The following is a 12,467-nucleotide window of genomic DNA, read 5'->3' on the forward strand; positions in this document are numbered from 1 at the left end:
AGAACAGCTACCCGGTTTCACGGCGGTCCCGGGGCACCTGGGCAGATGCCGCCCGGCTCGGAACGAGATCACCGAGTGGCCGCCGGTACACCCCCTTCCAGCGGATGCGCCCCCGCGCGCTGGAGGCGGCTCCAGTGCCTGCAAGGACCGGCTGCGCGGAAGCCTGGCGGCTGCGAAAACGGAGTGTATGAGAGCCGCCCGCGCTGCGATACTTCGCCGATGATCAACGTGCCCACCCCTGTGCTGGACTCCTTGCGAGGGCTCGCGTTCGGCGACGCTTTCGGCGACCGTTGGTTCGGAATCCTGCGCAGGCATGGCCCGGCAGCCCTGGAGGCGCGGACACTCCCCACCGAGGAACTGTGGCGTTGGAGCGACGACACCGCTCAGGCGTTGGTTCTCGTCCGGGAGCTCGTCGAGGGCGGGGGCATCGTCGACCAGGACCGCCTGGCCCTGCGTCTCGCGGCCGCCTACACCGAGGACACGCACCGCGGCTACGGAGCCTCGATGCACGACGTCCTGCGCCGGATCCACGCGGGCGAGCCCTGGCAGGAGGTGGTCGCCGGACAGTTCGGCGGCCAGGGCTCCTGGGGCAACGGAGCGGCCATGCGTGCCGCCCCGCTCGGCGTCTGGCACAGCGCCGACCTGGATGTGGCCGCCGAGCAGGCGGCCCGTCAGGGTGCGGTCTCACACCACCACCCGGAGGCGGTCGCGGGAGCGGTGGCGGTTGCCCTGGCCGCGGCGCTGGCGACCCGAAGCCGGGGCGGGGCTGCCCCGGCCAGGGCGGACTTCCTTGAGGCAGTCACCGAACGGCTCCCCGACAGCGACGTCCGGTCGGGAGTGCGGATCGCGGCCCGGATGCCGGCGCACACCTCTGTTCGGCACGCCGCGGAGGTGCTGGGCTCCGGCTACCGGATGTCGGGGCCCGACACCGTCCCGTACGCCTTGTGGTGTGCGGCGGGGCACCTTGACGACCTGCACGAGGGCCTTTGGATCACAGTTGGCGGGCGCGGCGACATCGATACCACCTGTGCCATCGCGGGCGGGGTCATCGCCGCCCGCACCGGCGTTGCCGCTCTGCCTCCCGCTTGGCACGCGGCCTGTGAACCGCTGCCGTAGGGCGACGTCCTCGCGGCGCCGGTGCTCAGAGCCTGGCGGCTCCGTTCCCGAGGGCGTGTTCGGCATCGGGAACGGAGCCGCCGCCAGGTAACCCCAAGGAAGGTCAGGCTCCTTGGATGGCCGCCTGCTGGTGGACGACGGCGGCGAAGTTCGCGGTCATGCGCCGGGCAGCGCCGACCGCGGCGGGTTCCGCCCGCTCGGCTTCAGCCGCGAGCAGCTTGAGGTCCAGGCCCTCTTCGGCGAGTGCTGCCTCGTCCCATTGGGCGAGTCGGCCGGCGTCGACCTCCGGATGGAACTGGACACCCCACGCTCGCGCCCCCAGCCGGAACGCCTGCACCCGACAGGCCTCGCTTTCGGCGAGGCGCACAGCGGCGCTGGGCAGGCGGGTGATCTGGTCGCGATGGTTCTGGATCACTGGGAACGAGCTGGGAAGTCCGTGCACGAGCCGATCACCGGCTGCTTCCGGAAGGAGCCTCACCGCGCACGTCCCACGCTCCGGTGCACCGAAGTTCCCCTTGACCGTGCCCCCGTTGGCGGCTGCCAGCAACTGTGCGCCCAGGCAGATGCCGAGCAGGGGAGTGCCGTCCTCCACCGCTTGGCGAGCGAGGCGGCGCTCGCGCGCAAGCCACGGGTGGTGGATGTCGTCGTCGGGCAGAAAGCCGCCGCCCAGGAGCACGACGCCACCGTACCCGTCGGGAGTCTCGGGAGTGTCGGCGCCGTCGATCTCGACCACGGTCAGCCCCTCCTCCTGGAGCCAGAGCCGCAGGCGCCCGATACCGCTGGTCGGGGAGTTGCGAACGGCCAGTACGCGGGGATCGGCCATGCCGGGACTGCCTCTCTGGGACATCGTGAACTCTCATCACACCAACAACCAGCAGCCTGCGCCGGTGCTGCGTCGGCAAACCGAGGCGGTCCGCATTCCTCTCCTGGCGACACAGCTGCACGGCGTCACCGCCGACGCGACACCGCCAACTCGATGAGATACCGCTTCGTCACCCGGCCGCCGTATCGCCCGTCGATCAGGGTCGCGATGCAGTCCAGCAGTCCGTTCCTGGCATCCGCCGCAAGAGCACGATGACCGGAGTAGGTCTGAAGCAGCCGCAAATACTCCGACGTGGTGTAGGTGAGGTCCCGTTCGTAGCGGCGGAAGGCGGTGGGTCCGAACGCACCGCTCCGCATGACCTCCCGGACGTGGTCCGAGCCGTCGATGACGCGGCACACCAGATGCCCCCCTTCCTGGGACAGGGCATGTGCTCGGGGTTCCGCGACGCACAGAGCATCGCGTTCAAGCTCGACCTCGTCCTGCGCGGGGCCGCCGGCAACGACATCCTCGACACCTACCAGACGGAGCGTGAGCCGCATGTGCGCGCGGTGACCGAGAAGGGCATCGAACTCGGTCATCTGCAGACGCTCCGGGACCCCGAGCGTGCCGCGGAACGCGACCGGACACTGCTGGCCCGCCGGGCCGCCTCGGCTGCCCCCGAGGCCATCCGCCTGCCGAGCCTCGTCGAGGGCCTCTTCGCACGGAACTCAGGTGCCGGCCGCGGGCAGTTGTCGGTGCAGGGCCAGGTGGACGACGGCACGCGCCGCGACCGGCTGGATCAGATCGTCGGCGGCGGCTTCCACCTGCTCATACAGGAACGGAGCCTGGATTCGGCGCAGTTGACGGGCCTGCTGGACGACCTCGCCCGAGCGGGCGTCCGTGTCGTCGTGGTCGGTGGGAGGATCGAAATCCCCGAAGCGTTCGGTGTCCACGACGTAGACGGCACCTACCGCGACTGGTTCACCGAACTGGGCTGCTCGGCCGTCGTGGTGCGCCCCGACTTCTACGTGTTCGGCACGGCGAACGAACCCGACGCGGTGGCGGAGCTGGTGGGCGAGCTGCTGAGCGCGGTGCGGGGCGGCGACGCCGTGGCGGACGTGCGCGTGACCGCCTGATGTCCCGCACACCGGCCCGGCGCGGCCCGCGACATTCGACACCGGGCCGGGCGCTGTGACCGGCTCCGTGACCCCTCAACGGCCCGCCGACTCGACGGCCGGCGAGCCCTCACCCGCACGGCAGGGCATCCAGTCCGTCGAGCTGGCGATGACGGTGCTCCAGGCCCTCGAACAGGGGCGTGGCCCGATGAGCCTGACGCAGACGGCGGCGGCCTGCGGCATGCAGCCGAGCAAGGCCCACCGCTACCTCGTCAGCCTCGCACGCGTCGGCCTCGTCGCCCAGTCGCCCAGCTCCGGGCGGTACGACATGGGGCCGGCGATGCGGCGCATCGGTGTCGAGGCATTGCGCAGGATGGACGAAGTGGCCTTGGTGAGCGAACACCTGCCGACACTGCGGGACCGCACGACGCACGCGATCAACCTCTCGGTGTGGGGAGATCACGGTCCCGTCGTGGTGCGCTGGGAGTACGGCGCCCACGCACTGCCCATCACCGTCAGGGTCGGTGCCACGATGCCGCTGCTGACCTCGGCCATGGGCGGTGCCTTCCTCGCGCACCTGCCCGAGCAGTTCACCGAGCCGGTGCTGCGCGCGCAACTGGAGTCGGACGCGCTGGACTCGGCGACCCGGGAGCGCGTGGACCGGATCAAGGCCGAGGTGGTGCGGGAGGGGGTGGCGAGGACCGTCGGCGGTGTCATTCCCGGCGTCACCTCGGTTGCCGCCCCCGTGTTCACCGTCGGTGAGTCCTTCCCCCTGGTCGTCACCCTGGTGATGCCTGCACGGGGGATCACCGAGCAGGACCTCGTCCGTCACACGAGTGAACTGCTGCACGCGACGCGGGCCATGTCCGAGGTGCTGGGCCACTCCGTGGACGGCCGCACGTCGTAGGACGCATGCGTTCTCCGACCTCGTGTCGACGCGCCGGTTCGCTCCCCGCTTCTCCGCCAGGTCCTTGGGCCGGGCGGTCTCTGCCCGGCGATGACGCGCTGCGCCTGAATGGCGCCGCACCGCCCGGCGGCCTGCAAGCCGCCGGGCGGTTCGTTCTCTCACCCGGTCGTCGTGGTGACTGGCGGGTGGAGTGGGAATTTCTGGCCGGCTCAGAGTTTCACCGTGCGGTCATACGACGTTCGGACCGCTCCGGCTGCCGGTCTGCGGAGGCGGCGCTGGCCGCCAGACCCAGCAGCAGAGCGATGATTCCGACGATGACGTTGTTGACCACGGTCCTGGTAGTGCTGACGTCGCCGGAGACGGCCCAGGGCGCGATGACGGTCCATGCGCCAAGGGCGCACGCCGCCCACGCCATGCTGTGCGTGCGTTCGCAGGCGCGGCCGAACCCACCGCTCATCAGGAGGGCGTAGGTGATGCCGACGATCACGTTGGTCACCGCCAGGGCGCCCAGGTTGCTGAATCCCGCGATCCACGGGGAGGCCGCCAGATACATCCCGGTGAGCAGAGCGGTCATCTCGATGGCCTGGGCCGCGGCGTACTGGTGGCGCGCTCCGCCATTTCGTGACGGTTGTGCATGGAGATGATGTCGGGATGGGTTTCCATCGATGACCTCGGGGAGGTTGTCACGCCCCTCACCTCCACGGTTCGGATTGGATAGGTGCCGGCCCCGCGTATCCGTGGCCGGTCGCGAATTGCCCGCCCGCAGAGGTTTGGGTGGCGCAGGGCCCGTGCTGGGGCTCAGTCGTGGTCGGGCCGGGACATGCGGTATGCAATGCGGCGAACCAGTGCTCGGCGCAGGTCTGCGCGGTTCCGGCACCGTCGGACGCCGGGTGCTCGGGCCGCGACTGTTGGAGGTCCGCAGCTCGGGCACGCGCTTGTGTCGCGGCGGACCGCGCCCTTCGGTAAGACGGGCTGCGGGGCCAGGTCGCCGGGGGGCCTCCGCCTTCGGCGACCTCCTCATGGGCTGTCCGTCCGCGCTGCCCGACTCCGGTGCAGCCAGGACGGGCGGCCGGCGGCACCTCGAGTGGCCGCGCCGGGTGGTGACCCGCGGCAACAGCCCGTTGGGAAAGCAGTCTGCCGCGGCCCGTCTGCCGGAGGTGCGGCCGTGCTCCCCGACTATTCCGGGGACGACACATCTGCTTCGAACGCAGCACCTCCCGCAGCGGCACGCCCGTGGCGAGAGCCTGCGTAGGCGGCCTCGCGGAGTCGACGCAGTCGCTCGGTGGGATGCAGGTCGGGAAGTCCGTGAGCATACGGGTCGTAGGACACGGTGCCCCAGGCCGGCGCACCAACCACTGCCTCCAGTGACAAGGTGGCGAAGGTACGCCACACTTCGTCGGTGGCTGCCGCGCGCAGGGCGAAACGGACGGGGCGACAGGCGAGTTTCTGCCACAGTGTCGGTTCGACGGCGCCCTTCGCAGGCCCGTCCGAGTCTGGGAAGGCGGCCAGCACGCACTCCCGTTCGCCCACCCGGTAGGACATCAGGGTGGAGTAGGGGCCGGCCAAGGCGTCAGGACGCAGAAGGGGTACGTGGCGGCCGAGGCGGCCGGAGCCACTGGACGTGAAGATCAGATCGAGCGGGCGGCCCGGGCCGTCGGCATCGATCACCCGGACGGCCAGGCCCAGACCGTCCGGCAGTGGGCGGGGCAGGCCCAGTGCGCGCGACCAGCGTACGGTCACAGTGTGTGAGCGGGGTTCGTCCAGCCACGGTGCGCCCCACGGCGGCGAGCTTGTGCGGCCGGGCACGTCGAGGGTGCCCGAACACAGCACGCCGTGTGGGTGGAGGGCCGGGGCCGCGCGCCAATGGCCCACGCGTCGTGCGACGCGGCGGGCGGACTCGGCGATGGGAAGGGACATCTCAGTCCTGGGGCCGGATCATGGCGCGCACGCGACCGCCGGTCTTCGCCTTGAACATGTCGTATGCCGCAGGCGCCTGGTCGGGCGAGAGGACCGCCCACCACCGCCGCAGTCGGCGGTCCAGCGGGAGGCCTCGCTGTTCGAGTGTCATGGGGTGCCTCCTGGGATCAAGGGAGGGGGACACGCGCGCTTCCGGGGTACCCCGATCCTGCCGACCGGCACGGCCTCGGGGCCCTTCTGTTTTGCGTGGAAGCTTTCGAGCCACGCCTCAGCCCCGGCGGGCAGCTTGGTTGACGTCTCTCGCCGGACGGCGGTGACCGGCGCCGAACGAGAGGCGTCTGCGCAAATCCCGCGGGGTGGTGTCACGCCAATGGTGCCGTCCGCTCTCTCCTCCGGGCCGGACGACGGTCTTTCAGGACTGCGTGGGCGGCGCGGAAGCGTTCGACGTTCTCGGCGACCGCGGCCGTGGTCAGGCGACGCAGCTGGAGCCTTGGCGCGCCCCTGCAGGGCAAGAGGCTCTTTCACGGCGGTGTGAGGGTATCGAGCTGTGCGGCGAGGCCGCTGTGGGCGGCGCCCAGGTGCGGGCGGGCCGCAGCCAAAGGGGCCATCAGACCTGTGGGGTCGTCCTGGGCGAGGGCGGCGTGGAGCTCGCTGACCGGGTGGCGGGCGGCGTCGGGCAGGTCGGTGAGGGCGGTGATCTGGCCTGCGAGGCGGCGAAGGTCGGCCGCGTGCGCTCGGGCCCAGGTGGCGTTGGTCCGGTCGGCGGCGCGGGCCTGGCGGGTCGCTTGGACGCGTTGTTCGCCTGTGGACCCGGCCGGTCCGGGTCGGCCGCGCAGGTAGCGGCGCTCGGCGGCCTGACGGCTGGCGACACCCAGAGGACCTGCGAGATCGGCCCAACTGGCGCCCGCGTGGCGGGCTGTTTCGATCAGGCCGGTCTCCCAGTCGGCGAGCTGCTCGCGGATTTGCCGCAGCAGCATCAGGGAGGCGAGGGCCTCCCTGGGGGCCGGACCGGAGCCGGGGGAGCCCGGGGTTTCGTGCTGGGCGGTCTGCAGGGCGTCATCTATGGCGGTCAGGGCCGCCGCGGCGGCCAGGAACGGCACTGGGCCTTGAGTGTGAGGGCTGGGCGGCTGGTCGGCCGGGGGCATGGGCTCCTCCCTTGGAGTGTCGTCGTGTGGACGACATCATGTTTGTCATCCATTGGATGACATGCTACAACGGTGTCAGTGAGGCGCATTGGCAGCAACTGCCTGAACCTGCTGGAGGTGTTTTCCCATGTTGATGCGCACTGACCCCTTCCGTGAGCTGGACCGGCTGACGCAGCAGCTGATGGGGCCGGGTACGTGGTCGAGGCCGTCGGCGATGCCGATGGACGCCTACCGCGACGGCGACGAGTTCGTGGTGGCCTTCGACCTTCCCGGTGTGAGTGCCGACGCGATCGACATCGACGTCGAGCGGAACATGCTGACGGTGAAGGCCGAGCGTCGGCCTGCGGCGAGGGCCGAGGGCGTGCAGATGGAGTTGTCCGAGCGGCCGCTGGGTGTCTTCTCGCGCCAGATCATGCTCGCCGACACCCTCGATACCGAGCACATCAAGGCCGACTATGACGCAGGCGTGCTCACTCTGCGGATCCCGATCGCCGAGCGCGCCAAGCCCCGCAAGATCTCCATCGGCGTGGGAGCCGGCCACAGGGAGATCTCCGGCTGACACCGGCCCGACAGGTGCGGAGGGCGGGCACCTGATCCCCCCTCACCCGCCCCCGCACCTCCTCGCAGCCGGAAAGGCCAACAAGGGCGGCGGCCGCGGGATGCCTCTGCCCGCAAAGCGTTTCTCGACCACGTCACGGAGCGGGGTAGGAGGGCACTGGGGAAGAAGCCGAACGCGCGGCCCGGCTTGTGCTCGCGCTGATCGGCGCGTCCCTGGTCGGCGACGCCGCGCCCAGACGGAGGCGGCATGCCTGCCGGAGAAATCCTCCCCGATCCCGTTCAACCCGCTTCAGAGCGCCTGAGCGCTGCCGCCGGAGCAGTCCGTGCGGGCAGCTGCGGCCTGGATCGAGGGCGCCACCGAGCAGACCGCGGCCCGGGACGTCCACGCAGTACTGTCCACGGCTGCCGACTCCGTCGCGACGACACTCTGAGGCGCACCCTGCTTTGGCTCCCCGTCGGCTACGCCCGTCGTCCCCAGCCCACCCTGATTCCGCCTCGTGCCGCACACCGGCACCCCTATAGCTTGACGAAAGGCATGCACCGCAGTGATCACCGACGTGCGCGTACCGCTTGAGCGCCAGCAACCGTATTCCGGGGCGTATGAGCAGATGCTGGAGAAGATCCGCTACGAAGGCGCCTACTCCACCCGTGAGCGAGCCGACGAAGCCGTCCGCCTGGTCCTTGCGGGACTGGGACGCCAGCTGACCGGCGACGAACGCGTCGATCTGGCCGCCTGCCTGCCCCCGGAGGCCGCACGAGTCCTGACGGCGCAGATTCCTGACCCCCAGCCGCTGGGAGGCTGGGCTTTCGTGAAGGACCTCGCCACCCGCGTGGGCGCATCCCTGGCCACCACCCGTTGGGACACCGGCTCCGTCTTCGCGGCCGTCGCCGCCCACGCCGGCCCCCGCCTCATCACCCGCATTCTCGACCAGCTTCCCCCTGGCTACGCCCTGCTGTTCGGCCGAGCCGAACTCAACTCCGCCGCGTAGGCGGGGCCGTGTCCGTGGGGCGCCGACGGGCTGCACGCGTGCACGGGCCGTTGAGCCCCACAGAACTCGTGCCGTCGCGGCCTCGGTGCCGCGCCCCGCGCCCGACGGTCGTCAACGGACCCCACGCCGAGCTCTCATGGTGATGCCCCGATCTCTGGTCGGGGCATCACGTTGTCGGTACGACGCGGCCGCAGGGCGCGGGCCGCTGCTTTGGCGCGACCCTTTTCCAGGGCGGACACCGATGGCGAGGAGAGGCATAGCGGCGAGGTGGTCGCCGGCCTGCGCGATGGCTCTGCGTGCGGCGGCACTGAGGCAGATGACGCCGGACATGTCGATGATCAGCCGTTGCCCGGATCGGGCAGCCGCGCCAAGGTGTCGGCGCAGCTGTGCGGTGAGGTCGTCGCAGGTCTGCGCGTCCAGGGTGCCCTGCAGGGACATGACCAGCGCGCGGCCAGTGGCTGCCTGGCAGGTTACGGGCGAGCGGTGAGTCATGCAGCCTCGCTCAGAACGGACGCCCATGCCGAAAGGGGCAAGCCCGTGCCGGTGGGGCGCGGTGCTTACCTGTCGCTGCCTTCAGCCTGCCTCTGCCGGTTTACAGAAGCAAGAATGCTCCGCCCGCCCATGTGGCTGTGTCGGGCGGGTCGCGCCGCGGTTTCAGCGCCGTCCCAAACGGTCTGCTTCTGCACGATAGTTCGGGCGCTGTCGAAGCCAACATCAACCGGCTGAAGACGCTCAAACACCAGGTGCTCGGCCGTGCCAGCCTCGATCTCCTTCGCGAACGCGTCCTGCTCGCACGGTGACACCCTCCGCGCTGGATCACAAGATCGTCGACATAACCCTGATCCTGACGTTGATCGCATCGACGAACAGAGCGGGGCAGACGCGGTCGAGTGGCCGGTTCTGCCGCTTCTTGATGATCTGCGGCTCGAACGTGCCCGACACGTCACGCGGGACCTTGATCTCGACCGGTCCGACGTCGGTCAGCACAGTCTTGGCCCGGTCTCCCTTGCGGGTGTTGCCACTGCCCCGGCCGGCTGATTCGTGCTTCTCGTAGCGAGGTGATCCGTGATCTCACCTTCCAGGGCGGACTCCAGGATCCGGGTCAGCTGCTGCAGCAGCCCGCCCTGCCCGGTCAGCTGCAGTCTCTCTGACCGGGCCCTTCCAACCAGCATCGCCGCCGACTGCTCGTCCGACACGGGCACGGGCGGCCCGGACGATTCCTTCTCGACAGGCTGCACGGTACTCAACCCCACGGCCGTGTCAGTCCCTTGGCGTCTCCCCTGAGCGTCGGATCCGCCGTTGGATTTGCACTCCCGCTGTCGGCGACTGTGGCGTCCTCGCTGCGTCGGATGCCGCTGGCGGTGTCGTCGCCCGGACTTTGGATCGGGGCGGTCGTCGCCAAGTCTTCGGGTCGCACCTTTGGGTGGATGCCAGGGCGGGCGAGCTCACCTCAGGCCGACTCCGGCGGCGCGGCGGATGCGGCGGCGCGGCGGTATTCGGCGTTGATGCGCTGGGCTTCTTCGAGCTGGTCCTCGAGAACGATGATGCGGCAGGCAGCCTCGATCGGTGTTCCCTGGTCGACGAGTTCGCGGGCGCGTGCCGCGATGCGCAACTGGTAGCGGGAGTAGCGGCGGTGGCCGCCCTCCGAGCGCAGGGGGGTGATCAGGCGGGCCTCGCCGATGGCGCGGAGGAAGCCCTGTGTGGTGCCGAGCATCTCGGCGGCCCGGCCCATGGTGTAGGCGGGGTAGTCGTCGTCATCGAGACGGCCGTACGAGTCATCTGCTGTCATTTGCACCTCTCTGGGAAACGCGTTGAGGGGCCCTGGTGCCAGTACTGGCACCAGGGCCCCGAAGGAACTACTACACCATCTGCCGGCCCTGATACTGCGCCGGCCTTCTGTGTCCGCGCACCCGACCTGGTTGCTGTCGGTGTCGCGGGGATCGCGGTTGCTTGACCGGAGACCACCTCGCTATCGATGTCCTGCGGTACCCGGACTGAAAGTTGCGCCCGGGCGATCCTGATGGCGTGGGTTCCTCCGTTCTTCCTCGGTGATCAACTACTTACTGGGGGCCTGCGTACTGCGGGTACTGCTGGTGGTGCGTAGATCACAGCGGCCTGTCACAGCGCCACTCTTCGGCAGCCAGCCCCGTTGCCGTCCTGCGTCTGCTCTGGCTGGGAACCTCACTGCCGAACTTCCCGGTGCGCGCGTCCGCAGCTGACGCCTTCACCGGGGTTACCGCTCACTGACTCCTTGCTGGGTGCTGCGCACTGCACTCACGAGTACCGCACTTGCCATGACCGCGGTCTCGCTCGAGGCGGCCCCTGATCACTGCGGGCCACCCGGTCCGGCTGCCAGTCCCGTCGCCGTCCTGCTAAAGCCCTGGCTTCGAAACTCCGCTGCCGCTCCGTCCTGCTCGGTACTGCCGGCCGGCAGTTCATCTCTGCCAGGCCCTGTTATCTCTCTGGCCTACGAGAGAAACCATAGCTGCGCTGACACCCAATGTCTACTCTCACCAACATAGATTTTCGCGAGTCTGGTGAGTAGGTAATCGATCTCGAACGGTGATGCGAAGGTGTGCGGCGCAGCGGGCGAGGGTGTCTGTCGAGGGGGACATCTGACCGACGCCTCGCACAGGGGCGGGGGCGCCCGACGGGCCCACGTCATCACGGCCCCAGACGCGGAGGAGACCACGGCCGACTACGAGCTGGGCGTGCGCACGCTGCACACTTGATCGCCGAGCGATCGCCGAGCCCCGCAAGATCGCCATCGGCCGGGCGGTGACCGCCAGCACATCAGTGGCTGAGCCGCAGGAAGACCGGGAGCGGAGGGCGGAAGCCCATCCCCCTCCTCCGTCCCCCGCCACCGCATCCGCATGTGCGAAAGAGGGCCATGACAGACCGCCGCCCTGGTGTGCCTCGACCGCTTCAGGGCGCCGACCCTCTCTCACCGGAAACGCCTTCGTACGCGCGACAGCATTCTGGATCGAAAGAGCCACCGAGCCGACCGCGGCCTGGGAGGTCAGTGCCGTCCTCGGCGTCGACGCTGCCGGTGAGGAACTGACTGCTGTGATGCTTCAGCAGCTTCCTTCCGGGCACGCCCTCCGCTGTGCTCCGCATGCGGCGCCTTGCAGGGCAGGATGCCGCTGAACGTCCGCAGGTGGACGCGCGACGGCTGCGGGACGACCCACGGCCGGGACGTGAACGCGGCGAAGAACATGCTGGCCGTCGGGCTGACGGCGTCTGTCTGTGGAGCCGGTGTAAGACCTCAACGGAGCACTCCGGGCGGGCAGCCGGCGACGAAGCAGAAACCCCTACAGCGCGAGCCGTAGGAATCCCCCCTTCAGGAGGGAGAGGAAGTCAACCGTGGGAAGAAGGCGACAGTCCTTCCCGTCCGGTGGCACGACCGGTTGAGGGGCCGGGGTGACCCGGGAATAGGATTGGGTCTCATGTCGCAGCTTGACGAGCTGCTCGTTGACGTCGCCACGCTGGTGGAGTCCGGGCAGAGCAATCAGATGTCCTTGACGGTGGTCACCGGTGGCGCTGTCATCACCGGTCGACTGGCGCCCGAAGCGGTGTGGAGGCAGCGGGTCTCGGAGGTCCTGGCTGACTCCGCACGCCTGGCAGAGTTCTCCGCCCTCTTCACCGCTCCGACACGGCAGGACGGGCCGCCCGCACATCTGCACTTCCACATGGCGCGGATCCTTCAGGGCACGATGGGGATCCCGGAGACGGGCGGGATGTACCGCGTCTCGATCGCGGACGTCAGCGCTTGGACCATGGGCGACTTCAGCTACTCCGATCACTGACGTGGAGACGTAGGGAAAACGGCCCACCGATACGCGAGAGGGCGCGACCGGCGGTTCCCATGTGGCCCGAGAGGGCGTTGGCGTAGGACGGCACCTCGTCGATGATCGCCTG

At 69.8% G+C, this 12,467-nt stretch carries 11 protein-coding genes and 4 pseudogenes; 7 read left to right on the forward strand and 8 right to left on the reverse strand.

Translation table 11 applies throughout. The features are described from left to right. Window positions 1–219 precede the first annotated feature (219 nt). On the forward strand, window positions 220–1,116 hold the full coding sequence (locus ABT296_RS34510; RefSeq protein WP_351933383.1) for an ADP-ribosylglycohydrolase family protein: 897 nt from the start codon (window positions 220–222) through the stop codon (window positions 1,114–1,116). 103 nt (window positions 1,117–1,219) lie between these two features. Here ABT296_RS34510 and ABT296_RS34515 read toward each other — a convergent pair whose 3' ends face one another. Further along, a complete protein-coding gene (locus ABT296_RS34515; protein ID WP_351933385.1) occupies window positions 1,220–1,939 on the reverse strand; it encodes a type 1 glutamine amidotransferase in 720 nt (239 codons plus the stop codon). Between the two features lie 125 nt (window positions 1,940–2,064). Beyond that, window positions 2,065–2,325, reverse strand: a pseudogene (locus ABT296_RS34520) (class I SAM-dependent methyltransferase); the annotation flags it as partial. 15 nt (window positions 2,326–2,340) lie between these two features. Between ABT296_RS34520 and ABT296_RS34525 the strand changes: the two are divergent. Then, window positions 2,341–3,054, forward strand: a complete 714-nt coding sequence (locus ABT296_RS34525) for an FAD-dependent monooxygenase (RefSeq protein ID WP_351933387.1) — start codon at window positions 2,341–2,343, stop codon at window positions 3,052–3,054. A gap of 67 nt (window positions 3,055–3,121) precedes the next feature. Further along, window positions 3,122–3,940 carry an IclR family transcriptional regulator gene (locus ABT296_RS34530; RefSeq protein ID WP_351933389.1) on the forward strand — a complete coding sequence of 273 codons (819 nt, stop codon included), beginning with the start codon at window positions 3,122–3,124 and terminating at the stop codon, window positions 3,938–3,940. A gap of 217 nt (window positions 3,941–4,157) precedes the next feature. On the opposite strand, the pseudogene ABT296_RS34535 reads toward ABT296_RS34530, so the two are convergent. From ABT296_RS34535 to ABT296_RS34550, 4 genes and pseudogenes are all read right to left on the reverse strand, one after another. Then, window positions 4,158–4,603: pseudogene (locus ABT296_RS34535) on the reverse strand (SPW repeat protein). Window positions 4,604–5,116: 513 nt separating this feature from the next. Continuing rightward, complete coding sequence (locus ABT296_RS34540; RefSeq protein WP_351933391.1) at window positions 5,117–5,857, reverse strand: phosphodiesterase; 741 nt, start codon at window positions 5,855–5,857, stop codon at window positions 5,117–5,119. A gap of 1 nt (window position 5,858) precedes the next feature. Further along, window positions 5,859–6,008 carry a hypothetical protein gene (locus tag ABT296_RS34545; RefSeq protein WP_351933393.1) on the reverse strand — a complete coding sequence of 50 codons (150 nt, stop codon included), beginning with the start codon at window positions 6,006–6,008 and terminating at the stop codon, window positions 5,859–5,861. A 370-nt stretch (window positions 6,009–6,378) separates the two neighbouring features. Next, a complete protein-coding gene (locus tag ABT296_RS34550; RefSeq protein ID WP_351933395.1) occupies window positions 6,379–7,002 on the reverse strand; it encodes a type III effector protein in 624 nt (207 codons plus the stop codon). A gap of 127 nt (window positions 7,003–7,129) precedes the next feature. Here ABT296_RS34550 and ABT296_RS34555 point away from each other — a divergent pair, with 127 nt between their 5' ends. Further along, window positions 7,130–7,561: an Hsp20/alpha crystallin family protein gene (locus tag ABT296_RS34555; RefSeq protein WP_351933397.1), complete on the forward strand. Its 432-nt coding sequence runs from the start codon at window positions 7,130–7,132 to the stop codon at window positions 7,559–7,561. Between the two features lie 544 nt (window positions 7,562–8,105). Beyond that, complete coding sequence (locus ABT296_RS34560; protein WP_351933399.1) at window positions 8,106–8,549, forward strand: DUF2267 domain-containing protein; 444 nt, start codon at window positions 8,106–8,108, stop codon at window positions 8,547–8,549. Between the two features lie 837 nt (window positions 8,550–9,386). Here the strand turns inward: ABT296_RS34560 and ABT296_RS34565 are convergent. Further along, window positions 9,387–9,721, reverse strand: a pseudogene (locus ABT296_RS34565) (transposase); the annotation flags it as partial. A gap of 278 nt (window positions 9,722–9,999) precedes the next feature. After that, window positions 10,000–10,338 (reverse strand): MerR family transcriptional regulator, encoded by a 339-nt coding sequence (locus tag ABT296_RS34570; protein ID WP_351933401.1) that lies wholly within the window; start codon window positions 10,336–10,338, stop codon window positions 10,000–10,002. Between the two features lie 1,315 nt (window positions 10,339–11,653). Here ABT296_RS34570 and ABT296_RS34575 point away from each other — a divergent pair. Then, window positions 11,654–11,878: pseudogene (locus tag ABT296_RS34575) on the forward strand (zinc ribbon domain-containing protein); the annotation flags it as partial. Between the two features lie 117 nt (window positions 11,879–11,995). Further along, window positions 11,996–12,355: a hypothetical protein gene (locus ABT296_RS34580; RefSeq protein WP_351933403.1), complete on the forward strand. Its 360-nt coding sequence runs from the start codon at window positions 11,996–11,998 to the stop codon at window positions 12,353–12,355. The last annotated feature ends 112 nt before the right edge of the window (window positions 12,356–12,467 follow it).

The sequence above is a fragment of the Streptomyces sp. NPDC000983 genome (assembly GCF_040299205.1).
In the GTDB taxonomy this organism is placed as follows: domain Bacteria; phylum Actinomycetota; class Actinomycetes; order Streptomycetales; family Streptomycetaceae; genus Streptomyces.

Bases quoted from the DNA above. Each gene is read 5' to 3' on its own strand.
- ABT296_RS34515 (WP_351933385.1), bottom strand. From the start codon at position 1,939: ATGGCCGATCCCCGCGTACTGGCCGTTCGCAACTCCCCGACCAGCGGT.
- ABT296_RS34580 (WP_351933403.1), top strand. From the start codon at position 11,996: ATGTCGCAGCTTGACGAGCTGCTCGTTGACGTCGCCACGCTGGTGGAG.
- ABT296_RS34545 (WP_351933393.1), bottom strand. From the start codon at position 6,008: ATGACACTCGAACAGCGAGGCCTCCCGCTGGACCGCCGACTGCGGCGG.
- ABT296_RS34555 (WP_351933397.1), top strand. From the start codon at position 7,130: ATGTTGATGCGCACTGACCCCTTCCGTGAGCTGGACCGGCTGACGCAG.
- ABT296_RS34510 (WP_351933383.1), top strand. From the start codon at position 220: ATGATCAACGTGCCCACCCCTGTGCTGGACTCCTTGCGAGGGCTCGCG.
- ABT296_RS34540 (WP_351933391.1), bottom strand. From the start codon at position 5,857: ATGTCCCTTCCCATCGCCGAGTCCGCCCGCCGCGTCGCACGACGCGTG.
- ABT296_RS34550 (WP_351933395.1), bottom strand. From the start codon at position 7,002: ATGCCCCCGGCCGACCAGCCGCCCAGCCCTCACACTCAAGGCCCAGTG.
- ABT296_RS34525 (WP_351933387.1), top strand. From the start codon at position 2,341: ATGCCCCCCTTCCTGGGACAGGGCATGTGCTCGGGGTTCCGCGACGCA.
- ABT296_RS34570 (WP_351933401.1), bottom strand. From the start codon at position 10,338: ATGACAGCAGATGACTCGTACGGCCGTCTCGATGACGACGACTACCCC.